At 52.5% G+C, this 25,156-nt stretch carries 22 protein-coding genes and 1 tRNA gene; 11 read left to right on the top strand and 12 right to left on the bottom strand.

Features of this window, described 5'->3' with window-relative positions:
* Positions 1–17: 17 nt before the first annotated feature.
* Positions 18–974 (top strand): ABC transporter transmembrane domain-containing protein, encoded by a 957-nt coding sequence (locus LF95_RS07930; RefSeq protein WP_073954424.1) that lies wholly within the window; start codon positions 18–20, stop codon positions 972–974.
* 24 nt (positions 975–998) lie between these two features.
* On the opposite strand, the gene LF95_RS07925 is transcribed toward LF95_RS07930, so the two are convergent.
* The 9 genes from LF95_RS07925 to LF95_RS07885 all read right to left on the bottom strand — a co-directional run bounded on the left by LF95_RS07925 (position 999) and on the right by LF95_RS07885 (position 10,216).
* Positions 999–1,769, bottom strand: coding sequence for an MBL fold metallo-hydrolase (locus LF95_RS07925; protein ID WP_073954423.1), 771 nt, complete (start codon positions 1,767–1,769; stop codon positions 999–1,001).
* Complete coding sequence (locus LF95_RS07920; protein ID WP_073954422.1) at positions 1,766–2,584, bottom strand: TatD family hydrolase; 819 nt, start codon at positions 2,582–2,584, stop codon at positions 1,766–1,768. The genes LF95_RS07925 and LF95_RS07920 overlap by 4 nt, the downstream gene beginning before the upstream one ends.
* On the bottom strand, positions 2,581–4,146 hold the full coding sequence (metG, locus tag LF95_RS07915; protein WP_073954421.1) for a methionine--tRNA ligase: 1,566 nt from the start codon (positions 4,144–4,146) through the stop codon (positions 2,581–2,583). Before metG ends, LF95_RS07920 begins: the two co-directional genes overlap by 4 nt.
* Positions 4,147–4,231: 85 nt before the next feature.
* Positions 4,232–5,335 carry a DNA polymerase III subunit delta' gene (locus tag LF95_RS07910; RefSeq protein ID WP_073954420.1) on the bottom strand — a complete coding sequence of 368 codons (1,104 nt, stop codon included), beginning with the start codon at positions 5,333–5,335 and terminating at the stop codon, positions 4,232–4,234.
* Positions 5,332–5,988, bottom strand: a complete 657-nt coding sequence (gene tmk, locus LF95_RS07905) for a dTMP kinase (RefSeq protein WP_073954419.1) — start codon at positions 5,986–5,988, stop codon at positions 5,332–5,334. Before tmk ends, LF95_RS07910 begins: the two co-directional genes overlap by 4 nt.
* Positions 5,985–7,160: a D-alanyl-D-alanine carboxypeptidase family protein gene (locus tag LF95_RS07900; protein ID WP_073954418.1), complete on the bottom strand. Its 1,176-nt coding sequence runs from the start codon at positions 7,158–7,160 to the stop codon at positions 5,985–5,987. The genes tmk and LF95_RS07900 overlap by 4 nt, the downstream gene beginning before the upstream one ends.
* A gap of 127 nt (positions 7,161–7,287) precedes the next feature.
* Positions 7,288–8,352, bottom strand: a complete 1,065-nt coding sequence (locus LF95_RS07895; protein ID WP_083607563.1) for a septal ring lytic transglycosylase RlpA family protein — start codon at positions 8,350–8,352, stop codon at positions 7,288–7,290.
* A gap of 38 nt (positions 8,353–8,390) precedes the next feature.
* Positions 8,391–9,398, bottom strand: coding sequence for a lytic murein transglycosylase (locus tag LF95_RS07890; RefSeq protein ID WP_073954416.1), 1,008 nt, complete (start codon positions 9,396–9,398; stop codon positions 8,391–8,393).
* Between the two features lie 59 nt (positions 9,399–9,457).
* A complete protein-coding gene (locus tag LF95_RS07885; protein ID WP_168173672.1) occupies positions 9,458–10,216 on the bottom strand; it encodes a YdcF family protein in 759 nt (252 codons plus the stop codon).
* Positions 10,217–10,440: 224 nt separating this feature from the next.
* Here LF95_RS07885 and LF95_RS07880 point away from each other — a divergent pair.
* A tRNA-Ser gene (locus tag LF95_RS07880) sits at positions 10,441–10,530 on the top strand.
* Between the two features lie 142 nt (positions 10,531–10,672).
* On the opposite strand, the gene LF95_RS07875 is transcribed toward LF95_RS07880, so the two are convergent.
* Entirely contained in the window at positions 10,673–10,963 is a 291-nt protein-coding gene (locus LF95_RS07875; protein WP_073954414.1) for a hypothetical protein, read from the bottom strand.
* Between the two features lie 415 nt (positions 10,964–11,378).
* On the opposite strand from LF95_RS07875, the gene LF95_RS07870 reads away from it, so the two are divergent.
* The 9 genes from LF95_RS07870 (at position 11,379) to LF95_RS07830 (ending at position 21,041) form a co-directional block, all read left to right on the top strand.
* Entirely contained in the window at positions 11,379–12,152 is a 774-nt protein-coding gene (locus LF95_RS07870) for an ABC transporter ATP-binding protein (protein ID WP_073954413.1), read from the top strand.
* Positions 12,153–12,237: 85 nt separating this feature from the next.
* A complete protein-coding gene (locus LF95_RS07865) occupies positions 12,238–13,035 on the top strand; it encodes a lysine/arginine/ornithine ABC transporter substrate-binding protein (RefSeq protein ID WP_073954412.1) in 798 nt (265 codons plus the stop codon).
* 88 nt (positions 13,036–13,123) lie between these two features.
* Complete coding sequence (locus LF95_RS07860) at positions 13,124–13,816, top strand: ABC transporter permease (RefSeq protein ID WP_073954411.1); 693 nt, start codon at positions 13,124–13,126, stop codon at positions 13,814–13,816.
* 2 nt (positions 13,817–13,818) lie between these two features.
* Positions 13,819–14,565 carry an ABC transporter permease gene (locus tag LF95_RS07855; RefSeq protein ID WP_073954932.1) on the top strand — a complete coding sequence of 249 codons (747 nt, stop codon included), beginning with the start codon at positions 13,819–13,821 and terminating at the stop codon, positions 14,563–14,565.
* A gap of 72 nt (positions 14,566–14,637) precedes the next feature.
* Complete coding sequence (locus tag LF95_RS07850) at positions 14,638–16,830, top strand: methyl-accepting chemotaxis protein (RefSeq protein ID WP_073954410.1); 2,193 nt, start codon at positions 14,638–14,640, stop codon at positions 16,828–16,830.
* A gap of 60 nt (positions 16,831–16,890) precedes the next feature.
* A complete protein-coding gene (locus LF95_RS07845) occupies positions 16,891–18,030 on the top strand; it encodes a succinylglutamate desuccinylase/aspartoacylase family protein (protein ID WP_073954409.1) in 1,140 nt (379 codons plus the stop codon).
* Between the two features lie 178 nt (positions 18,031–18,208).
* The gene (deoC, locus tag LF95_RS07840) at positions 18,209–19,045 is read left to right on the top strand and encodes a deoxyribose-phosphate aldolase (RefSeq protein ID WP_083607610.1); all 837 of its coding nucleotides are present in this window, start codon (positions 18,209–18,211) and stop codon (positions 19,043–19,045) included.
* Between the two features lie 79 nt (positions 19,046–19,124).
* On the top strand, positions 19,125–20,345 hold the full coding sequence (locus tag LF95_RS07835) for a phosphopentomutase (protein WP_073954408.1): 1,221 nt from the start codon (positions 19,125–19,127) through the stop codon (positions 20,343–20,345).
* Positions 20,346–20,375: 30 nt separating this feature from the next.
* Positions 20,376–21,041, top strand: coding sequence for a DsbA family oxidoreductase (locus tag LF95_RS07830; RefSeq protein ID WP_083607562.1), 666 nt, complete (start codon positions 20,376–20,378; stop codon positions 21,039–21,041).
* A 93-nt stretch (positions 21,042–21,134) separates the two neighbouring features.
* Here LF95_RS07830 and mfd read toward each other — a convergent pair whose 3' ends face one another.
* Positions 21,135–24,632 carry a transcription-repair coupling factor gene (gene mfd, locus LF95_RS07825; RefSeq protein WP_073954407.1) on the bottom strand — a complete coding sequence of 1,166 codons (3,498 nt, stop codon included), beginning with the start codon at positions 24,630–24,632 and terminating at the stop codon, positions 21,135–21,137.
* Between the two features lie 4 nt (positions 24,633–24,636).
* The gene (locus tag LF95_RS07820) at positions 24,637–24,924 is read right to left on the bottom strand and encodes an FAD assembly factor SdhE (protein WP_073954406.1); all 288 of its coding nucleotides are present in this window, start codon (positions 24,922–24,924) and stop codon (positions 24,637–24,639) included.
* Positions 24,925–25,156: the final 232 nt, after the last annotated feature.

Raw genomic sequence — 25,156 nt, 5'->3', positions numbered from 1 at the left:
GTTAAAGGCATTTCGACATGATCGAGCCCCGTAAACCCGAAAGAACCGGTGATGATACGCCTGCCCCATCCTTGTGGCGCTATGTCTGGCGGATGAGCGGAGTTCACCAGCTTTGGGTATCGTTACTGGCCGTTGTTGTTGCTGCCCTGAATATGCTGCCCATCGAATTGCAGCGAAGGTTAGTAGATGATGCCATATCTGATGGCAAGCTCGACCTGCTGCTCAAGCTTGCCGCTGCCTATGCGACGGTATTAATCCTGCACGGGCTTTGCAAATATCTGTTGCGGCTTTATCAGGGGTGGCTCAGCGAAAGTTCCATTCGCTATAACCGCTTGCATCTCAGCCAGTTGCACGAGGACAATGAAAGCGAACGTGCCCATGAAGAAGACGGAAAAGTCGTTTCGATCATCGGTACCGAAATTGACAAACTTGGTGGTTTCGTTGGCGAATGCATGTCCCAGCCGGTGGTCAACAGCGCGATGCTGATTTTTGGTCTGGGCTATATGTTGTCCCAGGCACCGCTTGTTGCGGCAATCGGGTTGGCAGCCCTTATTCCCCAGGTGTTGCTGGTCCCGGTTGTTCAAAAACGCATTAATGTGCTGATTGCACGGCGCGTTAATACCATGCGCCGGGTTGGGGACGACCTTACCCACCTGCCCCACAAAGATACAGACCTGGAAGAAACGGAGCTTCCCGACCGGATCGATATTCTTTATCGCAACCGCATGGTGACCTTTGTGCTGAAATTCGGCATGAAGGCGATTATCAACTTCCTTAATGGTGTGACACCACTGATTGTGTTGATTGTCGGCGGGTATATGGTGATTGAAGGACAAACCACCATCGGGATTGTTGTGGCCTTTATTTCCGGCTTTGACCGATTATCCGATCCAATGCGCGAGATGCTGTCTTATTATCGCGTGGCAGCTCAGGCTAATGTGCAGCACAAAATGATTGCGCGATGGATGAAATAATCAGCGTAATATTTTGATTATAAATCAAATTTCAATCACCAACCCATCATATGCCGGCCCCACATGGTCCGGCGTTATGTCATTGATCTGGTCATAATCGACCTGGATGCTCATATGCGTAAAATAAACCTGCCGGGGCTTAAATTCCGAGATCCAGCCCATTACTTTTTCAAGATGTGCATGGGTTGCATGCGGCGTTAAGCGCATGCAATCAACCACCCAGACATCCAGGTCATAGAGAAACTGGTGTGAGTATTCCGGCAAATTCACCACATCGGTTGAATAGGCAAAGTTGCCCACCCGGAAGCCCAGACTTTCACAAAAGCCATGATCCTGCGGGAAAACTTTTACCGGCACCCCGCCAATATCGATATGTCCATCTATCTGATGGGGAACGAGGACGGGCTTATAATAAAAATCCACCCCCTCAGCCAACGGTTGCAGCACATAATCAAACCGGTGTTCCAGGGTCTGGATTGTCTCGGCAGAGGCATAAATATCAATCGGACTGTGCATGGCAACGTTGATCCAGCGCAGATCATCAATGCCATGCACATGATCGGCATGTGAATGCGTAAACAGGATCGCATCAATATGCCGGATATCGGCGGCCAATGCCTGTTCGCGAAAATCGGGCCCCACATCCACCAGGATTTTTTTGCCCGCTTCCTCGATCAGGATCGAACTGCGCAGCCGCCGGTTTTTCGGATTATCCGGGTTGCACGCCCCCCATCCCAAACCAACGGAAGGCACCCCGTTTGAGGACCCGCAGCCAAGGATGGTAATTTTCGTCACTGCCCGCTTGCTCCTGTGTTGCTCAGAAGCGAACGATCAGCCTTGGAAAACAGGGTAAAGAAATTATCCGTAGTAATGCGGGCGATTTCCTCGATACTAACATTTTTGATTTCTGCAAGTTTTGCAGCGGTATGGGCCACATATCCGGGTTCGTTGGTTTTACCGCGTTTGGGCACCGGTGCCAGATACGGTGAATCCGTTTCAACCAGCAACCGGTCCAGCGGCACATCCTTTACCGCATCACGAATGGCGGTTGCGGAATTAAACGTGATAATGCCCGAACACGAAATGTAAAACCCGATTTTAAGTGCCCTCTGGGCCAGTTCGGCCGACGAGCTGAAACAATGGATCACACCGGGAAACGCACCTTTGGCATATTCTTCTTCAAGAATATCCATCGTGTCGTCATCGGCATCGCGTGTATGAACGACCAACGGCAATTGCGTTTCACGACAGGCGGCAATATGAGCGCGAAAGCTTTCTTGTTGGGCATCACGCGGGGCATTATCGTAAAAATAATCCAGCCCGCTTTCTCCAATGCCAATAACCTTCGGGTCCTGGGCCTTTTCAATCAGGATATCGGGAGTCGACAGCCCCTCTTTACCTGCTTCATGCGGATGCACACCGACCGTACAGTAAATATTATCGGCCCGCCCGGCAATCTCGCGCACCTTGTCAAAGGCAGACAATCGCACACCGATGCTGACCATCATGCCAACACCGGCATCGCGGGCACGCGCCATCGTGCCCGCAAAATCTTCAGAAAACTGGGGAAAGTCCAGATGGCAATGGCTGTCGACAAGGGCGACATTCATGCCTTCTCTCCTTCTGTTTCAGGTTCAACATAACGGGGAAACACGCCAGCCGGTTTGGGCAAATCGGTGCCGGCAACCAGTGCATTGTCAGCACCCAGACTGTCAAAACCGCGAACATCTTCTCCCAAAGCCAACTGATCCAGAATTTTTGCCGCCGATTCCGGCATCAAAGGCTGCACCAGAATACCGACATGGCGGATAACTTCGGCCAGCACGTAAAGAACCGTTTCCATCCGTGCCGGATCGGTTTTTTTCAGGCCCCAGGGCGCCATTTCATCGACATAGCGGTTGGCATCGCCGACCAGCGACCAAATCGCTTCGATCATTTTATGAAATGCCTGGGCATCAATATGGTTGCGTGCGGTTTCCAGCATGCCGTGTGCCTTGCTCAAAATGGCATTGTCGGCATCGGTAAATTCACCTGCAGCCGGCACCTTGGCATTACAGTTTTTCCCAATCATCGACAAAACGCGCTGGCACAGATTGCCCAGGTCGTTTGCCAGTTCGCTGTTCATGCGGTTAACCATCGCCTGATGGGAAAAATCACCATCATTGCCAAACGGCACTTCGCGCAGCAGGAAATAACGGGTCTGATCCAGGCCGTATTTTGCGGTTAAATCATACGGATCAATCACATTGCCAATCGATTTTGAAATCTTCTGGCCTTCATTGGTCCACCAGCCATGTGCAAAAACACGTTTGGGCGGCTTGATCCCTGCTGCCATCAACAGGGCCGGCCAATAAACCGCATGGAAACGGGCAATATCCTTGCCTACCATATGCAAATCCGCCGGCCAGTATTTTTCCATCATGTCCGGGTTTACATCGGGATACCCAACCGCCGTCAGATAATTGGTCAGCGCATCCACCCACACATACATGACGTGCTTTTCATCACCCGGAACCGGCACCCCCCATTTAAAGCTGGTGCGCGAGACCGAAAGGTCGTGCATGCCGCCCTTCACAAAGCTCATCACTTCGTTACGGCGCGAATTCGGTGCGATAAAATCAGGGTTGTCTTCGTAAAACTGAATCAGACGGTCGCCCCATTCCGACAGCTTGAAGAAATAGCTGGGTTCGGAAACCCATTCGACGGGCGCACCCGTCGGGGCAAGTTTTTTGCCGTCTTTTTCAATCAGTTCCTTTTCGGCGTAAAACGCCTCGTCACGAACCGAATACCAGCCGTCATAGGAACCCAGATAAATCTCGCCTTTTTCCACCAGTGTGTTCCACAGGGCCTGACAGGCCTTTTTGTGGCGCTCTTCGGTGGTGCGGATGAAATCATCGTTGGAATAATTCATATGCACGGCAAGATCGCGGAAATTCTGCGATACCTGATCGGTAAAGGTCTGTGGGTCAATGCCCTTGGCCGCCGCCGATGCGTCCACCTTCTGACCGTGCTCGTCCGTTCCCGTCAGGAACATCACATCATAGCCATCAAGCCGTTTGAAACGTGCCATCACGTCAACAGCCAGCGTGGTATAGGCATGGCCAATATGCGGCTTGTCATTGACATAATAGATCGGCGTCGTGATGTAAAAGGGCGGTTTTTGCCCGGTCATGGTCGCAATCCTTCGTATTAAAGCATGACGCAAAACGGCCCTTGCGGGCCGTCAGGTCATTTATATTTAAATCAGCCCGGCAGCACTAGCTTCTAATCGTTTCTTCAAGCAGGAAAAACGCATTCAAAATTGCCTGCTTGCGATCCAGATGAAGCCCGCGCGTCGCTGACATCAGGTCGGTGATCTTTTCCCATACCTCCAGCCATTGATCAAGCGGTTGCGCAGCTGCCATGCGTTGCATCGCGGGCAATTCACCTTCAACCACTTCGCGCGGTGCACTTCCGGTTGCGGCAAACCGTATCATTCGCGCCAGCCACCAGTTCAAAAGTGCCGTTACCGTCACAAAGGCTTCGTCGCGATCGGCCAGTGAAAAACGTTCGGCGAATTTATGCAGGGCCGCCACGTCAAGCTCCGGTAAGCCGGCAATAAGACGAACAAGCTCGGTATAAAGCTCCAGGCCGCCAACATCGTGCAATTGCAAGGCCCGGCCAACGCTGCCATCGGCAAGGCCAGCCAGCGCATATAAGTCATCCGTTGCCATATCCGGGCAATATTGCGCCAGAAGCGATGTTACCGTTTGATCTTCCAGCGTGCCCAGATTCAACCGGCGACAGCGCGACCGAATGGTCGGCAACAGCTTGCCTGGCTGATGGGCAACAAGGATCATCATGGCATTTGACGGCGGTTCTTCCAAAACCTTCAAAATGGCGTTGGCTGCATTGCGATTAAGCTCGTCTGCTGCGTCAACAATAACAATTCGCCAGCCGCCCTCGGCCGAGGTTTTTGACATAAAACCGCCAACAGCGCGGACATTATCAACGGTAATTTCGCCCTGCAGACGTTTCTTCTTTTCGTCATAAAGACGCTGGACGACTTTCAGGTCGCCATGCCCGCCGCCTGCAATTCTACGAAAAACCGGGTCTTCCGGCGCAACATACAAACTGGTTGGTTTGTCGTTAAACAGGCCCCCGCCTGCGTTTTCACCGCCCTGCGACAGCACAAAGCGCGCCATACGATAGGCCAGCGTCGCCTTCCCGACCCCGCGCGGTCCACACAAAAGCCAGGCATGGTGCATGCGCCCGCTGTTCCAGGCGTCCATAATTACCTTTTCAACCGCGTCATGGCCCAAAAGCTGATGATTCTGGCGCGGTTCGGGATATCCGTTTTCAGCACTGTCATCGCTTGTCATAATGATCGACCTGCGACAAATTTCTCAACAACGGCATTAACACGCCCTGAAACCGTTTCGATGTCACCGTCGGCATCAATCACCCGGCAGCGTTCAGGTTCGGCTGCCGCAATTTCGCGAAAGCCCTGTTGCAGGCGATGATGAAAATCGAGTTCCATTTTTTCAAACCGGTCTTCGGCAGCTTTGGCATCGGCAAAGCGGGCAAAGGCACGAGCAAGGCCGGTTTCAATCGGCAAATCCATCATCAAGGTCAGATCGGGTTTAAAACCGCCAATCGCGAGTTGCCACAATTGCGCAATAAATTCCGCGCCCAGCCCGTGACCATAGCCCTGATAGGCAACCGATGAATCGGCAAAACGGTCACATAACACCACCTGCCCGCGCGTCAGTGCCGGGCGAATTGTGCGCTCCACATGGTCGCGCCGTGCCGCAAACATCAACAGGGCCTCGGCAACAGCATCCCAACGACCGGAATCCCCGGTAAGCAAAAGGGCGCGGATTTCCTCCGCACCCGGTGATCCGCCTGGTTCACGGGTGACAATGACGTCACAGCCACGATGGCGAAACCATTGCTCCAGAAGGCGGATCTGGGTGGATTTTCCACTGCCCTCACCGCCTTCAAAGCTGATAAAAATTCCGTCCGGGAGGCTCACCCGTTGCTGCCCCCCCAGACAAGATATTTGATCGCTGCACCAATGCGGCCGACCAGGCCAAGGCGTTCAACCCCGGTTTTGGCATAAAGCGGGAAGGATTGTGGATCCTGGTTGGGAATTTCGACTTTCAGGGTCGCAACCTGCTGACCAGCACTAACCGGAGCCGGGATCGGACCTTCATAAACGACAGAAACCTTCATATCCTTGCGATCTTTGCGCGGTATCGTCAGGGTAATATCCTGATCCGTCACCAGATCAACCTTGCCGGAATCTCCCAGCCAGACATCGGCCGTACTGACAACGTCACCTTTTTTAAACAGGTGGTAATTGTCAAACTCGCGGAATCCCCAATCCAGCAACTTCTGGCCCTCGGTGCGGCGTTCACGCATCGAATTAAGGCCCATTACCACCAAAATCAGGCGACGGCCATCACGCTTGGCAGTAGCCGTCAAACCATAACCAGCGGCCTCGGTATGACCTGTTTTCATGCCGTCAACACCAGCACTGGTGCCCAAAAGCGGGTTGCGGTTATGTTGACGAATGCCGTTATAGGTAAAAACAGGTTCGCTATAAAATTTATACAGTTCCGGGAAATCATGGATCGTGCGGTGCGCCAGAGTCGCAAGGTCATGCGCAGTAACCACATGTCCTTCGGCAGGCCAGCCGGTGGCATTTTTAAAGACCGATTTGGTCATGCCAATTTCACGGGCCTTTTCCGTCATCTCATGGGCAAAAGCATCTTCGGTACCGGCGATACCTTCGGCAACAACAATGGCGGCATCATTACCCGACTGCACGATAATACCGTGGATCAAATCATAGATGGAAACATCGGAATTGACCTCGACAAACATCTTCGAGCCGCCTTTTTTCCAGGCATGCTCACTAACGTGAAAGGTATCCTGCAATGTCAGGCTGCCATTCTTGATACGATCAAACAGCATATAGATCGTCATCATTTTGGTCAGCGATGCCGGCTCGGCAAGATCGTCGCCATTCTTGTTTAACAGGACGGTACCGGTATCATAATCAACAAGATACGCCTCGCGTGCGATCGTTTCGATCGACTGAGCATGGCTGACCGAAGCCGCCATCGCTGTTCCCAGAAGCACAGCCCCGGCGAGAAGCCGGCTAAATGTGGCTTTGCACGGAATTGACGGAAGTAAATTCATAACGTCCTTGTCCTGTTGATTTATTTCGTCCCCGGAGGATTGGCCAAAGGCCAACAGGGCCGTCCTATGTCGTAAATCGGGCAAAAATGTGCAAATCTTGCGTTTGCGCCCTTTTTACCCGATCAAATTAGCATCCGGCAGCAGTCATCTCCCCTGCTCCGGCACATTCAACAATCACCCTTGCCCCGGTTTGCCCGGTTGCCAGAACACGGTCAAGCAAAACATCGGCCTCGGGCACAGTCGCCATTGGCCCCAGCCGGACGCGGTAAAATGTCGTTCCCTTAACATCAATGGGTTCGATTTTTGTTGGCGCAAGATTAAAAAGCCGGTTTCGCAGGTTCAGGGCATTATCATAAACCGAAAAGGCACCCGCCTGCACATAAATGGCACTGGGCGGTACGGCGGCAATATTGACTTCCGGGTTGGCCTGTGCGGTTACAGCAACATCATTAGCTGGCGAAACAGGATGATATTTTGCCCGCTTGGTGGTTTGCGGGCTATCGTTAAAATCTTTTGGGGTCGGGTTCCCTTGTGGCGCATCAAGCGAAACCGTCTCTACCGATGCCCGGGGGGCGGCCGTTACCGTACTTTTTTCGGCCGCAGTCACGGTTGTCGGGGTTGCAGATTTGCCTTGCGCGATCAGGGCAGCCTGCTGGCTTTCGGCTTCCAGGACCTCAACCATCACTTTAGCCGTGCCCTGCTTTTCAAACCCCAAAAGCTGGGCAGCCTTGCGTGACATATCGATAATGCGGCTGCGGGCAAAAGGCCCGCGATCATTAACACGCACCTTTAACGAGCGGCCATTTTCAAGATTGGTCACGCGCACAATGCTGGGCAGTGGCAAAGTTCGGTGTGCCGCTGAAACTTCATTCTGGTCAAAAATCTCGCCATTGGCGGTGTATTTGCCATGAAATTTCGGGCCGTACCAGGATGCAATGCCCGTTTCGCGATATTCGTAATCGACGGCCGGGTAATACCATTGCCCGCCAATTTCATAAGGTTTGCCTATTTTATAAGCGCCGATTTGCGTAGGTGCACTTGTTTGGTTTTGTGCGCCTATCCGTTTAACACCATGAACTGCAAGCTGGGTTTCCGCACAGCCCGCCAGCATCACCAACATGGTCGCGATTCCTGTCACCTGACAGCCAAGGCGCCACCACGGGCGAGCCGGACTAAGAGCTGATTTTGGCATCCAGTTTTTCCTCGTCACTCTGGGTCGTTAAAGGCCGATCAACGACCGGCAATCGCATCGGCAAGTGTACCAACAGCAATGGCAAAATAAGTCGACCGGTTCCAGTGCATAATGGTGTTAAAATTGTTGTAGACCATATAGGCAGGACCGTTCCCGTCATTTACCAGCACAATCGCAGCCTGCATATCAGCCTTTGGCAAATCGGCACCATTGGGCATGCGTACGCCCATTTTTTGCCATTCGGCAATGGGTTTACGGATATCGCGGCCTGCCTTGCCGGCATCAAACCCTTTGGGCAGGATTACTTGTCGGCCCCAGCGTTCATCCTCTTTCCAACCGACCGACGACAGGTAATTGGCGGCAGAGGCAAAGACATCCTCTTTCTGAGTCCAAAGATTGATTTTTCCGTCGCCATTGCCATCGGTGGCGTAGGCCATAAAGGTGGACGGCATGAACTGCGCCTGCCCCATTGCACCGGCCCAGGATCCTTCCATGGCATCAGCCGAAATATGCCCGGCATCAATGATCTTTAACGCCTTCATCAATTCACCGCGGAAATATTCAGCCCGGCGCCCTTCAAAGGCCAGGGTTGCCAGCGAATCAATCACCGAAAAGCCGCCCGTATGTCTGCCATATCCGGTTTCAATGCCCCAAAATGCTGCCAGGTAATGGGCTGGCACACCGTATTTTTTGGCGGCAGCTTCCAGAATATCGCGGTTCTCGGCAAATTTCTTGCGGCCCTCATCAATGCGGGACTGCGGCACAACGCGCTGCATATATTGTTCGAATGTCAGCTTAAATTCCGGCTGGCTGCGATCAAGCTCAATCACGCGCGGGATCGGTTGGGTATTGGCAAAGGCGGCATCCAGCGTTTTTTGCGAAATACCATCTTTCAGGGCCTCGGTTTTAAAATCAGCCAGCCAGCTATCAAAGCCTTCCGTCGTAAAGGCGGGCAATGGGGCATCTGCGGGCGCAGCCACAACCGGGCTCGCTGCCAGAAGCGCACCAAGAAGTGTGGCAACAGTTCCGAATGTCCGAATTTTCATGGTAATTGCCCTGTCCTTATATCTCAGAATTAATCGGTTTTGAATTTAACGAACCGTTCTTACGGTGCCGGAAACCACGTCGTTGTCCGCCCGGTCCAATAATAGGCCGTTAGCCCGACAAACTCTTTCAACGCATCTTCCAGCATCTTGATAGAATGTGAGACGTTAATATCTGTTAAATGGCGCTGCGGCCTTGCAATATAATCTACCGGCCAGGCAATGATTGACCAGTCGTAACGCCGAAACACCCCCATTGCCCGGGGCATATGCCGGGCCGATGTCACCAAAATCCAGGTTCCATCAGCTTTTCCCGGCCATTTTTCAGCAATCATCTGGTGGCTATAGGCCGCGTTTTCGGCTGTGTTGCGGGATTTTTCTTCGTAAAAAATATTGTCGCGGTCCAGTTTGCGGCGGTCCAAATCATTGCGCACGGCAATGGCCTCACTAAACTTGCGGGTATTGATTACATTATCGCCGCCCGTAAAAATGACCGGCAGTTTTGGTAATTGCCGCGCCAGGGCCAGCATTTCCAAAACTCTGTCTGCCGCCGCGTTATATTCCACCTGGTCACGCCCGACATATTGATCACCATCAACCGCACCGGCCAGAACGATCACACCGGCAATATCCTGTGTGGCAATATTTTCAAACGATGGCTTGGGAAAGCGGTCTTCCAGTATGCGCACCCCTATTTCTCCAACCGGGATAAGCGAGACAAAAACACAACAAACAGCGATCACGACCAGTAAATGATGCCCCAGCTTGCGGGATTTGCGAAACAGCAGCATCAGCAACGCCACGCCAAAACCGAGCGTCACCAGATTTCCCATTAGAATAAAAAATGTCGCAATCTTTGAAAAAACAAAAAACACTCTGACCTTCTCCCTCGCCCCGCCCTTTTGGATACAGGAATACCCGCACGGCTGTCCTCTCGCATCGGCAAAAATAAGTTAAATTTTATCGTGCAATAACCGAATAACAGATATTGACAGCGCGCCCCCCTGCCCTTATTGAATGGCCGCACCAGAAACGACCACATTGCGGAGAGATGGCAGAGTGGTTGAATGCACCGGTCTTGAAAACCGGCGTGCCTTTACGGGTACCCAGGGTTCGAATCCCTGTCTCTCCGCCATTTTCCCAAAAGCAATTCAAAAATAAAAATCAACAATTTCAATTGCTTATGTGGTGTTTCTTGACGGATTTTCCGGTTTGAGCCGCCTGGAAGCAGCCGAAAATGGGATACTCAACCTCCTTATCTCTTGTCTTGCAACGGCCTATTTCGTGCCCTCAAATGTTCGTTTGTGAATTTGTTCTACCAAAATTAGCATATGCCCAAGGGCGAAGAAAACGAGAGCCGCAACAATGCCGCCAGCAATGATATAGATCGCGGTAATATCTGAGCCTGCGGACGTATTTTTTACGAGGTCTTCGCATTGCATTCTGACAAGAATATCCGAGATTGCTTTGCAATGATCTGTTTTTTGGCCGAATTCTGCAATTTTCGCAGCCCAGAAAATGGCTGCAAAAAATTCAATTACGGCAATAGCCTTAAGAATATTTCCCATTTCGTTCCCCTACAGCGCGCTAAATCTATACCTAGATATTCCTGAGGCCTTCCCAAGCCAAGGAAGGTGTTTAGCCAAGCCTTAACGCGAATCTTTTAAAAGCGGATTCTGGTTACAGTTTAATCAGGGATTTGCATTGCCCTCAATCTAGGCAGACACTTTATTGCGCAAAAACAACTCTGGCGGCAGAATCTTTGCCAGAAATTGAAAAAACAGGCATCATATCTGACTGGTTAGCGCTTTTTGTTCATAGATATGTAAAAAATCAGTAGAAATACGGTCCCATCACGCGCCATTATTGGTGGGCACAATGATATTCGGGGGAATCATCAAATGGCTATTCAATTGACGTTTCTCTGTATCCAGATGTCCTAGACACGCTGACAAATACCAACAGGGGGCTCTTTTTATCGTTATGAGCACAGCAACACCCGCCCTTAAAGTCGAGGGGATGCACAAGAATTTTGGTGATCACGAAGTGCTCAAAGGCATTGATCTGACTGCCAATACCGGAGATGTCATTTCCATTATTGGCTCATCGGGGTCCGGTAAAAGTACCTTCCTGCGCTGCATAAATCTTCTTGAAACACCCGATTCAGGCCATGTCTATGTACATGGCGAATTGATCAAGATGCGCGCATTGGCCGATGGAGGCCAGGAACCTGCCGACAAAAAACAGCTTCAGCGTATCCGCACCAAGCTGGCAATGGTTTTCCAGAGCTTCAATCTCTGGAGCCACCTTACCATTTTGCAAAATGTGATTGAGGCGCCGGTGCATGTTTTGGGTGTACCGCGCAAACAGGCAATAGAACGTGCCGATGCCCTGTTGCACAAGGTCGGCATGTATGAACGCCGCGATTATTATCCCGGTCATATTTCCGGGGGCCAACAGCAGCGTGCTGCCATTGCCCGGGCGCTTGCGATCGAACCCGAAGTCATGCTGTTTGACGAACCGACCTCGGCACTCGACCCGGAACTGGTTGGCGAAGTTCTCAAGGTAATGACAGATCTTGCGGAGGAAGGCCGTACCATGCTGGTGGTAACCCACGAAATGGGCTTTGCCAAAGGGGTATCAAACAAGGTCATGTTCCTTCATCAGGGAATTGTCGAAGAATCCGGAGACCCGAAAGAGGTTTTCGAGAATCCAAAATCGGAACGCATGAAACAATTTCTTCAGCGCGATTTCTGATCTGGATATACCGGTTGGCGGTGGCAGACCGGACAGGGAAGATGCAGCATAAGTTGCCTTTCCGTTACAACAAGGGAGACTATGAATGAAGAACTGGATTAAGGCTGCTGCGGCTGCAGCTGTCGGTATTGCACTTAGCGCATCTGCCGCAAGTGCCGCCTGGGAAAAAGTCGTCGTTGCAACGGAAGGTGCCTATCCTCCGTTCAACTTCATCGACAAAGACGGAAACCTTCAGGGTTTTGATGTCGATTTCACCAAAGAGCTTTGCAAAACTGCTGGCGTTGAATGCGAAATCGTCGCCCAGGACTGGGACGGCATTATTCCGGGCCTTCTGGCAAAAAAATATGATGCCATCATTGCCCAGATGTCGATTACTGAAGAACGCAAGCGTTCCATCGATTTCACCAACTATTACTGCATTACACCGGCAGTTTTTGTTGGCAAAGATGGCATGAAAATCGAAGCCTATAAAGACGGCAAGGTTATGGAAGACGCACTTGATGGCATGGTCATTGGTGTTCAGCGTTCCACGACGCATGCAAACTTCCTGGAAGACAACTTCCCGAATGCCGAAATCCGCATGTATGACACCCAGGATAACGCTCTGCTTGACCTGACGGCTGGCCGTATTGATGCAACCCTGGCTGATTCCGGCGTTTTGGTTAAATGGGTAGAATCGGATGCAGGCAAGGGCTACAGCTTCGTTTCCGATACATTTGCGCCGTCTGAATGGTTTGGTGAAGGCGTTGGCATTGGTCTGCGCAAAGAAGACCAGGACCTGAAAGAAATGTTCAACAAGGCTCTGGCTGAAATGCTGGGCAACGGCTCCTATGAAAAACTGAACAAGAAATATTTCCCGAATATCAACCTGCATCCGCGGTGATTGACCGGAAAAGGGCGGCACTCTGGTGTCGCCCTTCCCTTATTGCCGGTCCTTTTTCTAACCGGCATCAAGGCTTGCGAGAGAAAACATGTTTGATTTATACGGGCGTGGCGACCAGATGCTTGATGGTGGGCTTGTCACCATCAAATTATGCCTGACCGTCCTGCCCTTTATGATTATTATTGGCCTGCTGGGAGCGTCGGCAAAATTGTCGCGCTATAAAGTTCTGCGCCTGATTGGCGAAAGCTATACGGTTATTATCCGGGGCATTCCCGAACTTTTGGTCATTTTACTTATCTATTTTGGCGGCACGATTGCGGTTCAAAAAATCGCTGAATTGATCAGTGGTGAGTCCGCCCGCGTTGACATTCCGGCGTTCTGGTCTGGTGTTGCCGCCCTGGCACTGGTTCAGGGGGCTTTTGCATCCGAAGTGTTCCGCGCAGCCATGCTGGCCATTCCCAAGGGCCAGATCGAGGCGGCAATTGCCTGCGGCATGACGCCCACACAAATATTTTACCGCATCAAGCTGCCGCAGCTTTGGCGCTTTGCCCTGCCAGGGCTAAACAATTTGTTTCAGGTTCTGATCAAGGATACCGCGCTGATTTCGGTTGTTGGCCTTGAGGAGATTTTGCGCATGGCCGCAATTGGTGCCGGGACTGAAAAGGCACCTTTCACCTTTTATTTAACGGCAATGTTGATGTTTTTGGCCTTTACCACGGTATCGCTGATTGCTTTCCATTATCTTGAAAAGCGGGCTTCCCGTGGTATTGCGAGGGCATGATCATGTTTGAAGATCTGATTTATGTTCTCGATAAATATCATGGCTGGCTGATCCAGGGTTTGGGACTCACGCTTCAGCTTCTGGTCATATCGGTGATTTTCGGTAGCCTGCTTGCCATTCCTCTGGCCATCGCCCGCACCTCCAAAAAGGTCTGGGTGCAGGCCGTGCCTTTCAGCTTTATCTATGTATTTCGCGGCACACCGCTGCTGGCGCAGCTTTTCATGATGTATTATGGCGTTGGGCAGCTGATTGCCAATATTGATGGCATTCAGGACAGCTGGACATGGACCTATCTGCGGGATCCCTACTGGTATTGCCTGCTAACCTTTGTGCTTAACACGGCGGCCTATGTCGCTGAAATCATGCGCGGCGGCATCAACAACGTTCCCAGCGGTGAAATTGAAGCCGCCCGTGCCTGCGGTATGACACCCGTTACCACCTACCGCCGGATCATTTTCCCGCGTATGTGGCAGATCATCTGGCCTGCCTATACCAATGACGTCATTTTTACGCTCAAGGCAACGTCTCTGGCCTCCACCGTCACCATGATGGAATTGACAGGTGCCGCGCGTAAAATTGTCGCGCGTACCGCCCTGCCCTATGAGGCTTTTATTTCCGCCGGGTTTATCTATTTGGTCATCGTCTATGTGCTGACCTTTGGTTTCAAAGGTGTGGAGAAATATCTGCGCCGCAATGAAGTTCGTCAGGCAAACAAAAAACAACCCATCAAAACGGACATCCAGGCCTGACCTGATCTGGTTTTCCATTACGTGCGACCGGTGTCCTGCCGCCGGTCGCAATTTTAAAGGTTTTCGCCCACCATGCCGCGTTCATCCGCCGCTGGCCTTGCGACCCATTCGCGTAAGAAAAATATGCGTCTGGCCGTCAAGCTGCCGTTGCTTGTTGCCATCAGTTCCCTGATTTCCATTCTGGTGCTTGGCGCCGCCGATTACTGGCTGGCTTCAAAAGACATTCGTACTCTTTCAGCCGAAAAACTAACGGCCTTGCTTGACGCCAGGACGTCAACACTTAACCGTTTGCTGAATGTTGAAAACCAGTCGGTAGAACGCCTTGCCAACAGTTTGCAGATCAAGGAAGCCAATGACAGTTTTGCATCTGGTTGGGCCCTAGAGGGCGACGGAGGTGCCAAAAACCTGCGTCGTCTGTTTATTGATGAAAATCCGAACCCGGCAGACAAACGCGCCGAACTGACCAAGCCCGAAGAGCGCACGCCTTATACCCGCTATCACAACCGTTTCCACGTTGATCTAAGAGCAATTGCAAACGAACGCCATTACCGTTCCCTTATGCTGGTATCCTTAAGCGGTGATGTGATTTATTCCGTCAATAAACGCGATGAATTTGCCCAAAACATTAGCAATGGTAATTTTCCGTATCCGGCGTTGGCGACCCTCATTAAGGGGGTGATGGCCGATCCCGCCAACACACCGGTTGCCTTTGGCGATTTTGTTCGCAATGTTCCCAATCTGATTTCGCGTTTTGTCGTTGCCCCGATTGTGGCAGACAAGGGCGATGTCCGTGGTTATCTGGTTGTTGAGCAACCGGTTACGGAAATCAGCGAAGTCACCGCCGATCCCGCCGGATTGGGTGAAACCGGCTCTATTTATCTTGTGGGCCCCGATAAGCTTTTACGCACGGTTGATCGTCAGATGACAGGAGGCGACGAACGTTCGCAGGCAGTATTGACCGCCCTTCATGCGACAGCACCGGTTGACGCAGCACTGGCTGGCAATAGTGGTGTAATGACCTATCAGGATGATCAAAATGTCGAAAAGGTTGCGGCTTACAAGCCCATTCAATATGGCACCAACACCTGGGCCATGATCGCCGAAGCACGGGTCAGTGAAATTATGGCGCCTGTCGCTGATCTGCGCAATTCCATGATCATGCGGGCCATTGCAATTCTGCTGGTGATCGGGCTTGTCGGCCAGTTTATTGTTCGCCGTGTCATTCGCCAGCTTGACGATGTTCGGGCCACCATGATGCGCCTTGCCGATGATGACCTGACGGCTGAAATTCCCTCGACGGATCGCACCGATGAAATCGGCGAATTTGCCCGTGCACTGGCTATTTTCAAAAACAATATCCAGGAACGGCGCAACATGCGGCGCCAGGAAGAAGAAAAGAAAGCCCAGCAGCTTGAGTATAGCCAGCGACTTCAACGCCTTACCGAACAGTTTGAAGATGAAATCACCGATATTCTGACAAAACTCAATGCCTCTATGGGCCATCTTGATCACGCTGGGCAATCGATGAAAACGGCTGCCGAACGAACAAGAAACCTTGGCAGTGATGCCCTGGGGCATTCGCAAAGTGCCTCAAATGACGTAACGACCGTATCAACAGCCACGACCGAGCTTTCTTCCTCGATTGATGAAATTGGCCGCAATTCAGCAACGGCCCTGACCAAATCCGAAGAAGCCGTTAGCGAGGCACAGGCTGCCAATAGCAAAATCCAGGATCTGGATCAGTCCGTTAACAAGATTGGCGAAATTGTTGCCCTGATCAGCGGAATTGCCGAACAGACTAACCTTCTGGCCCTGAATGCCACCATCGAGGCCGCCCGTGCCGGGGATGCGGGCAAGGGATTTGCCGTTGTGGCGGGCGAGGTTAAAAACCTGTCCTCGCAAACAGCCCGGGCCACCGAGGAAATCGGCCGTCAGATCGCCGAAGTTCAGGGTGAAACCGTCGAAGCCGTCAAGGCAATCGAAACCATCACCCGGACGATCAGTGAGCTGAGCACCCTGACAGCCAGCATCTCGGCCGCCATCGAACAGCAAGGCAGTGCCACGGCAGAAATTTCGCAAAGTGCCAATTCGGCCGCCAATGGGACACAATCGGTTATTTCTTCGATTGACGGCGTTGCCAAGGCATCGGAAGAATCTGACCTGGCATCGCGGGAAGTCACCCGCGTTTCCGACGAACTAAGTCAGCAGGGCATTTCCCTGAAAGCTGCCGTTGACGGGTTTCTTTCGGGTGTTCGCCGGGACTGAATATGTTAAACCCCCATCCGTCGGCGCCACCGACAGAGACAACAAATTCAAAGGTATGAAATGCAGCAAAAGCGCATTGAGCTTCTTCGCCCCCAAATGGGCACCCAACGTGCCCTGACCGTTCGCACCTACGGTACGCCGGGCAAAGGCCCCAAGGCCTATCTCCAGGCAGCCCTGCATGCCGACGAACTGCCGGGCGTCCTGGTGCTTCACCATCTTGAAAAGCTGCTGGCAGATGCCGAAGCAACAGGTGACATCACGGGTGAAGTCGTTGTTGTCCCCTTTGCCAACCCGATCGGTTTCACGCAATATGTGGACATGAAACCGCTGGGCCGCTTTGAAATGCGTACCGGGCAAAACTTCAACCGGCATTATCCCGATTTATGTGACGAACTTCTTGCCATAGTTGAGGGTAAGCTGGGCCAGAATGCCGACGAGAATATTGCCCTGATCCGGGCTGAACTGCGCCGCCTGATCAAGGAACGCCGGGTGACCTCCGGTCCCTTGACCGATTTGCAGGATTTGCGTTTTTCGCTGGCAGAACTGGCAATTGATGCCGATCTGGTGCTGGATCTGCATTGCGACTGGGAAGCCGCCATGCACATTTATACCAGCGATTCAAGCTGGCCTGATGCAGCGGATTTGAGTGCGCAATTGGGGGCCGGTGCCTGCCTGATCGCCGAGGAATCCGGTGATAATCCGTTCGACGAAGCCTTTAGCCGCCCCTGGGTGGAGCTACGCCGCAAATTTGGCGATACATATCCCATTCCGATGGCAACATTGGCCACCACCATCGAATTGCGCGGCGAACAGGATGTTTATGACCATTACGCCGCCGAGGATGCGGCCAATCTGTTCCGGTTCCTGCAACGCCGTAAAGTTATTGCCGGCGATCCCGGCCCGCTTCCGGCAGCAAAATGCGATGCAACACCGCTTGCAGGTGTAGACCGCGTTACCGCAACACATGGCGGGGTGATTGTATTTTCTGCCAAACCCGGTAACCATGTTAAAGCAGGTCAGGAACTGGGATATGTTCTTGATACTGAAACCGGCGAAAAAACACCGTTTAGCAGCCGTACCGATGGGTTCATGTATGCCCGCGTCGGCGGACGCCTGGTGGTGCCTGGCGGGCTGTTATGCTCTATTGCCGGGGCTGAAATTCTGGCTGGTAAAAGCGGCAATTTGCTGACCGCCCGATAAACGATATCCGCAAACATAGTGAATAAAGGCCCGCGCATTTAATCGATGCCGGGCCTTTTTCGGTTATGAAACCTTACGCAGTATCCGGTATAACGTGATGGGAGACGCCCTAAAGCCGAATGGATCAAACAGCGACGATAAGGGCGACGGAACGACCTGGTTATTTGAGGCAATGATAATGTTCGACATAAATACCATTCCAGAAATAATTGAAAACGCACACAAAAAATCAATTGCCAATCAGGAAACAGCCAAACGGGCGATTTCTGTTCTGGATCTGACCAGCCTGAATGATGATGACACTGCCGAGAAAATCGAGGCCCTGTGCCATAAAGCCCAAACCCCTGCGGGCCATACTGCCGCTGTTTGCATTTATGCTCCCTTTATTGAAACAGCCTGGAAAACACTGGGCAAAAGCGGGATAAAAACCGCAACGGTCGTTAATTTTCCCAAAGGCGATGAAACCGCCCAACGTGTTGCAGATGAAACGGCCAACGCTGTTGCCGCCGGTGCCGACGAAATTGACCTTGTCATGCCCTATCGCGCATTTCTTGCCGGGGATCATGATACCACGGCCGAGGTTATTGCCGCCACCCGTCAGGCCTGTGGCCCCATTCTGACATTGAAGGTTATTCTTGAAACCGGTGAATATCCTGATGCCCAGGCGATTTATGATGCAGCACGGCTTGCCATTTCCAACGGTGCCCATTTTGTCAAAACCTCGACCGGCAAAGTTGCCACAGGCGCAACGCCCGAAGCTGCCGTTGCCATGATGGCCGCTATCCGCGATGCCAAGGCCGAACAAAACCTGGATTGTGGTTTCAAGGCATCGGGCGGGGTACGCAATACGCAGGATGCTGCCCTTTATCTGGCAATTGCAGACGATATGATGGGACCGGACTGGGCGTGCCCGTCGACGTTCCGCTTTGGTGCCAGCAGTGTGCTGACGGATCTGTTAAAGACATGCGGTTTTGACAATGGTGAAACCCCGGCAAACGATGCTGGCAGCTATTGATATTAATGCCTATCTTTGGGCCATGACAGGCGGGTAAACTTGGTCCCTGCCCTTTGTGACGACCACGAAAGGATTTTACATGGCACGCGCCATTTTGATCGTTGCCGACAGTTTTGGAATTGGTGCCGCGCCGGATGCCGCAAAATTTGGCGATGCCGGTTCCGATACCCTCGGCCATATCGCCGAACTTTGTGCCAGGGGTCAGGCTGATACCGATTTTCGCAAGGGTCCACTTAATGTGCCGAACATGACGGCCCTTGGCCTTGGCGAGGCCGCGCGCGATGTAAACGGGCATCTGCCGCCGGGGTTGGAACATGGTGGCGCCATCATCGGGGCCTATGGCTTTGCCCGCGAAGTTTCGCGCGGCAAGGACACGCCCAGCGGCCATTGGGAAATTGCCGGTGTCCCGGTGGATTTTGACTGGGGCTATTTCCCCGCCGAAGTCCCGACCTTCCCGGCAGAGCTCACCGACGAATTGATCAAACGAACCGGCATTCCCGGTATTCTGGGCAATTGCCACGCATCAGGCACCGAAATCATTGCCCGTCTTGGCGAAGAACATATCCGGACCGGCAAACCGATTTGTTATACCTCGGCCGATAGCGTGTTTCAGATTGCCGCTCACGAGGAACATTTCGGCCTCGACCGTTTGATGGAGGTTTGTGAAACCGCGTTCACTTTGGTGGAGCCTTACAATATTGGTCGTGTTATTGCCCGGCCTTTTGTTGGCTCGTCACCGGCGGATTTCAAACGCACGGCCAACCGTCGTGACCTTGCAGTACCGCCGCCCCACCCCACCTTGCTGGATATTTTTACCAAGGCGGGTGGCACGGTGATTTCGGTGGGTAAAATCGCCGATATTTATGCCCAGCGCGGGATCAGCAAAAAGGTCAAGGCGGCGGGCAACATGGCGTTGTTTGACGCCATGATGGGTGAAATTGCGCAAGCCCCCGATAACAGCCTGGTTTTCACCAATCTGGTTGATTTTGACATGGAGTTTGGTCATCGCCGCGATGTGCCAGGCTATGCCAACGCGCTAGAAGAATTTGACGCCCGCCTGCCCGAATTGCGGGCAGCATTAAAACCCGGCGATCTGGTGATTATTACGGCCGATCATGGCTGTGATCCAACCTGGCGGGGCAATGACCATACCCGCGAAGTGGTGCCCATTCTGGCATTTGGCCCGGCCATTGCGCCCGGCCCGATTGGCGGACGCGATACCTTTGCCGATATTGGTCAAACCGTTGCGGATCACCTTGGGGTTAAGCTTGATCACGGCACGTCTTTCCTGCACGGTTAAGGCTGGTATTTAAAAGAAAGGATCACGGTCATGCAGCTTTCCGCCATGCGCATCGAAGCGATTGTCGATACTGTATGTCCGTGGTGTTATATCGGCAAAAAACGGTTGGAAAAGGCCCTTAAAAAAGAAGACCTTTCCGGCTTTGCCGTTCAATGGCGGCCGTTTTTGCTCAATCCCGATATTCCCGAAGGCGGCGTTGACCGGCAATGGTACTTATCCACCAAATTCGGCGGCATGGACAGTGCGAACCGCGTTTATAAATCCATCGCCGCCGCCGGTGCCAGTGTTGGTATCGATTTTGATTTTGATGCCATTCGCGTAACCCCGGATTCAAGACAATCCCATCGGCTGATTTATAAAATGTGCGCCGAAAATCCCGCGATTGGCAGCGATTTGATAGAGGATATTTTTGCCGCCTATTTTTTGAACGGCCAGGATATCGGAGATCGCAATATTCTTGTCGAAATCGCGGTTTCTCATGGTGCAGACCGCAGCGAGATCATTGATTATCTGCATGGCGATATGGACCATGAATTCATTATGCAGGAAAGCCGCCTGGCCCACCAATTGGGTGTCAGTGGCGTGCCCTGTTTTTTGTTTAATGGCCGCCATGCCCTTTCAGGCGCACAGGAACCGGCTATTTTACAACGCATGATCCGCCTGGCACGCCAGGAAGACAGCCTGATGTTGCAATAACTCCCCGCAGAACAATCAAACAAATGGCGGCACCGAGATATGGTGCCGCCATTATTGTTTCACCCTGATACAAAAAATGAATAACCTTTGAAATCAGGCCTTTGCCGCGATATCCGACAAGCGACGCATGAGGCGTTTGACACCTTCCAATCGGTCAGTTGGTCCGTCCCAGCCTGCCGTATAAACAATTTTATGATCTGGCCGCAGGCGGGCAACGCCGACCTGCTGCTGGATAAATCCAATCAAACCAGCCGGATTGGGGAATTCATTGTTATGCAACGTAATCAACGCCCCCTTGGGCCCGGCATCAAGTTTTTCGATGTTGGATGCCCGGCACCAAAGCTTGATCGTCACCACATCCAGAAGGTTTTCAACCTCTTTGGGCAGTTTGCCAAACCGGTCGATCATTTCCGCGCCAAACTGATCCACTTCCTCGCGCGTGCGTAATTCGGAAAGACGGCGATACAGGCCAAGGCGTACCCCCAAATCCGGCACATAACGATCCGGGATCAAAACCGGCATACCGATATTGATTTGCGGCACAAATCCGGCATCAGCGGCATCCTCGATTTCCCCTTTGGCCTCGGCCACGGCTTCTTCGATCATTTGCTGATAAAGCTCGATCCCGACTTCCTTGATATGGCCGGACTGTTCTTCACCCAGCAGGTTCCCTGCCCCGCGAATATCCAGGTCATGCGAGGCCAGGTTAAAGCCCGCCCCCAGGCTATCAAGGGTTTGCATCACTTCCAGGCGCTTCATCGCCGTTGCCGTCAGCTTTTTGCCATTTGGCAGCGTCAAATAAGCATAAGCCCGCTGCTTGGAGCGGCCAATACGCCCGCGCAGCTGATAAAGCTGGGCCAGGCCAAACATATCGGCACGATGCAGAATCATGGTATTGGCGTTGGGCACATCAATGCCCGATTCAATGATATTGGTTGCCAACAGCAAATCGAATTTGCGTTCAACAAAATCGGTCATGACCTGTTCAAGGTCGCGCGCCCCCATTTGCCCGTGTGCCACATCAAATTTGATTTCCGGCACCAGTGTTTCAAGTTCCTTGGCCACCCGGCCAATATCGGAAACCCGGGGGCAAACATAGAAAATCTGCCCGCCCCGATGGCGTTCGCGCAAAATGGCCTCACGCACCACAACCGGGTCATAAGGCGTGATATAGGTGCGCACTGCAAGCCGGTCGACCGGCGGCGTTGCAATGATGGAAAGTTCCTTCACCCCGGTCAGGGCCAATTGCAAAGTCCGCGGAATAGGCGTTGCTGTAAGCGTTAACACATGCACATCGGTTTTAAGCTCTTTGAGCCGTTCCTTGTGCTTCACACCAAAATGCTGTTCCTCATCGACAATCAGAAGACCCAGATCCTTGAATTTGACACCCTGCCCCAAAAGCGCATGAGTGCCACACACAATATCGACATGCCCGCTTTCAAGGTTATCCTTAACCAGCTTGGCATTCTTGCCGGTGACAAGGCGCGAAAGCTGTTCAACACGTACTGGCAGGTCGTTAAAGCGTTCCTTGAAGTTCAGGTAATGCTGGCGGCACAGCAAGGTTGTTGGGGCCACAACCGCCACCTGCTTGCCCGACATGACAGCGGCGAAGGCGGCCCGCAGGGCGACTTCGGTTTTGCCAAAGCCAACATCGCCACATACCAGGCGATCCATCGGCTTGCCTGCAGTCAAATCACCCAGGGTATCGTGAATGGCGCGGGCCTGGTCTTCGGTTTCGGTAAAGGGAAAACGGGCACAAAATTCGTCATAGGCGCCTTCGGGCACGGTGAGCGCCTCGCCTTTACGCAAATGTCGCGCAGCGGCCACCTTGATCAGCTTATCGGCCATATCGCGAATACGTTCACGCAATTTGGCCTTACGGGCCTGCCAGGCGACACCGCCCAACCGATCCAGGATCGACAGCCCCTCGTCGGAGCCATAACGCGACAGAACCTCGATATTTTCGACCGGCACAAAAAGTTTGTCACCGCCATCATATTCCAGCTGCAAGCAGTCATGCGGGGCACCGCCGGCGGTCACAGTCATCAGCCCCAGATAACGGCCAATGCCATGTTCGATGTGAACAACCAGGTCGCCTTCGGCAATTTCGGAAGCCTCACGCAGGAAATTTTCGGCCTTGCGTCGGCGGCCACCCGGGCGACTCATACGGTCGCCCAGAATGTCCTGCTCGGTTAAAAACCACAGGCCTTCACGGCGAAAGCCATGTTCGATATCCAGAATCACAACAGCGCAATGCTCGCTGCCCAGGTCATCGGTAATGTCTTCCCAGCATTCGGCATTCACCACCTTGCCAACGCCATGTTCGCGCAAAAGCGAGACCATACGGTCCCGCGATCCATCGGAATAGGAAGCAATAACGACCTTGTTATCCTTACCACGCTGGGCAGAGATAAAATCGCGCAATTCATCATACAGGTTCACATCGGCCCGGGCGCGAATATCGCCAAAGTCGCGGCCCTTACGCGCCCCCATGTCAAAAATACCGCGTTCGGTATTTTCTTCTTCTACATAGGGCGATAAATCCATTACCAGCCGACCGGCAAGATTGCGCTCCAGCTCCGCCCTATCCAGATAAAGGCGTTCTGGCGGCACGGGTTTATAAACGCTGTCGCCCGAAAGACCGCCGCCCTTGATGTTCTGGCGGGCCTGATAATAATCGTCGATCATTTCAAGGCGATTATCGACCGCCTCGTCCACCTGATGATCCAGGCTGACAATCGCATCCGGCACATAGGTAAACAGGGTATCGAGCCCATCGTGAAACAGGGGCAGCCAATGTTCCATGCCGCCATATTTCAGCCCGGCACTGATCGATTCATAAAGCGGATCTGTCTGCGACACATTGCCAAACAATTCGCGATATTTGCTGCGAAACAGTGAAATGGTATCGGCATCAAGATAGATTTCGCCAACGGGTAACAGCGATACCGAATTCACCCGCCCAACCGTGCGCTGGCTTTCAACATCAAAGCGGCGAATACTTTCAATTTCATCGCCAAAAAAGTCCAGGCGCACCGGTTCTTTCATGCCGGGGGCAAAAATATCAACAATATCACCGCGCACCGCATAATCGCCCGGTTCCATAACCTGCTCGGCACGGCCATAGCCCATACGCTCGAAATAAGCCGTCAAGTCCGCACGCGAATATTCCTGATCGGTGGTCAGGGTCAATTTACCCTTTTCCATCACATCGACCATCGGAACACGCTGCATGACGGCAGCGGCGGTTGTTAAAACAATACGGCCAAATTCACCGGCGGGCTGTTTTTTATCGGCAAGGATGGTCAGGGTTTCCACCCGGCGCGCGGTGACTTCGGCGATGGGCGATACGCGGTCATAAGGCAGGCAATCCCAGGCCGGGAATGTCAAAACCTCGACCTCGCCGGCAAAAAACTGCAGGCCTTCGGCCATTTGCGCCATTCGCTTGTCATCGCGTGCGACATGCAAAATGGTACGACTGCCTTTGGCTGCATCAAGCAGTTCGCGCAGCAAAAGTGCATCATACCCTTCTGGAACACCGCCCAGACGGACACGATCATGGCGCGAAATGATATCGTTGATTTTATTCAATGCTTTATCGGGCGTTGCTAAGGGCGTTGATCATAGCCAGGACTTCGGTGTCATAGGCGGCTGGTGCCTTTTCCTTGCCGGTGGCCCATTTAAAAAAGTCGGCATCGGGCACTTCGACAATCAGGGCTTCAAATTCATCAAGCTGGCGGGCATTAAGGGTCGCCAGGTGGGCATCCATAAAGCGGCCAATCAGAATATCGTTTTCCTTGGTCCCGCGATGCGCACCGCGAAATTGCAGTTTCTTGCGCCGCAATTCCAGTTCATTTTCATGGTCGGTGTCTTGGTTGCTCATGGACCCTATTCTCCTGTCACTATTTTCGCGCCCGCTTTCATATGGCACGATGGTGCTTTGCGGCAATGGCATGCTTTGTACGGTAAAATCCGAAATTGGTCCATGCCGCGCACAATTGTTTTGCCCCAGGGGGCCAACTCGATGGTTGCGAGCGTGAAAATATGCTGTATACCGAACAGAAACAAGCCTTTGTTCTTATAATGTTCCATTTCTGAGTTTCAAGTCATAAGCC

The organism is Thalassospira sp. TSL5-1 (assembly GCF_001907695.1).
Classification (GTDB): domain Bacteria; phylum Pseudomonadota; class Alphaproteobacteria; order Rhodospirillales; family Thalassospiraceae; genus Thalassospira.
The sequence above is the reverse complement of the archived record's forward strand: the minus strand, read 5'-3'. Positions and strand labels throughout refer to the sequence as shown.

Coding starts and splice junctions, on each gene's coding strand:
- LF95_RS07930 (WP_073954424.1), top strand. CDS start 18: ATGATCGAGCCCCGTAAACCCGAAAGAACCGGTGATGATACGCCTGCC.
- LF95_RS07920 (WP_073954422.1), bottom strand. CDS start 2,584: ATGAATGTCGCCCTTGTCGACAGCCATTGCCATCTGGACTTTCCCCAG.
- metG (WP_073954421.1), bottom strand. CDS start 4,146: ATGACCGGGCAAAAACCGCCCTTTTACATCACGACGCCGATCTATTAT.
- LF95_RS07910 (WP_073954420.1), bottom strand. CDS start 5,335: ATGACAAGCGATGACAGTGCTGAAAACGGATATCCCGAACCGCGCCAG.
- LF95_RS07900 (WP_073954418.1), bottom strand. CDS start 7,160: ATGAATTTACTTCCGTCAATTCCGTGCAAAGCCACATTTAGCCGGCTT.
- LF95_RS07895 (WP_083607563.1), bottom strand. CDS start 8,352: ATGCCAAAATCAGCTCTTAGTCCGGCTCGCCCGTGGTGGCGCCTTGGC.
- LF95_RS07890 (WP_073954416.1), bottom strand. CDS start 9,398: ATGAAAATTCGGACATTCGGAACTGTTGCCACACTTCTTGGTGCGCTT.
- LF95_RS07875 (WP_073954414.1), bottom strand. CDS start 10,963: ATGGGAAATATTCTTAAGGCTATTGCCGTAATTGAATTTTTTGCAGCC.
- LF95_RS07870 (WP_073954413.1), top strand. CDS start 11,379: ATGAGCACAGCAACACCCGCCCTTAAAGTCGAGGGGATGCACAAGAAT.
- LF95_RS07865 (WP_073954412.1), top strand. CDS start 12,238: ATGAAGAACTGGATTAAGGCTGCTGCGGCTGCAGCTGTCGGTATTGCA.
- LF95_RS07860 (WP_073954411.1), top strand. CDS start 13,124: ATGTTTGATTTATACGGGCGTGGCGACCAGATGCTTGATGGTGGGCTT.
- LF95_RS07855 (WP_073954932.1), top strand. CDS start 13,819: ATGTTTGAAGATCTGATTTATGTTCTCGATAAATATCATGGCTGGCTG.
- LF95_RS07850 (WP_073954410.1), top strand. CDS start 14,638: ATGCCGCGTTCATCCGCCGCTGGCCTTGCGACCCATTCGCGTAAGAAA.
- LF95_RS07845 (WP_073954409.1), top strand. CDS start 16,891: ATGCAGCAAAAGCGCATTGAGCTTCTTCGCCCCCAAATGGGCACCCAA.
- deoC (WP_083607610.1), top strand. CDS start 18,209: ATGTTCGACATAAATACCATTCCAGAAATAATTGAAAACGCACACAAA.
- LF95_RS07835 (WP_073954408.1), top strand. CDS start 19,125: ATGGCACGCGCCATTTTGATCGTTGCCGACAGTTTTGGAATTGGTGCC.
- LF95_RS07830 (WP_083607562.1), top strand. CDS start 20,376: ATGCAGCTTTCCGCCATGCGCATCGAAGCGATTGTCGATACTGTATGT.
- LF95_RS07820 (WP_073954406.1), bottom strand. CDS start 24,924: ATGAGCAACCAAGACACCGACCATGAAAATGAACTGGAATTGCGGCGC.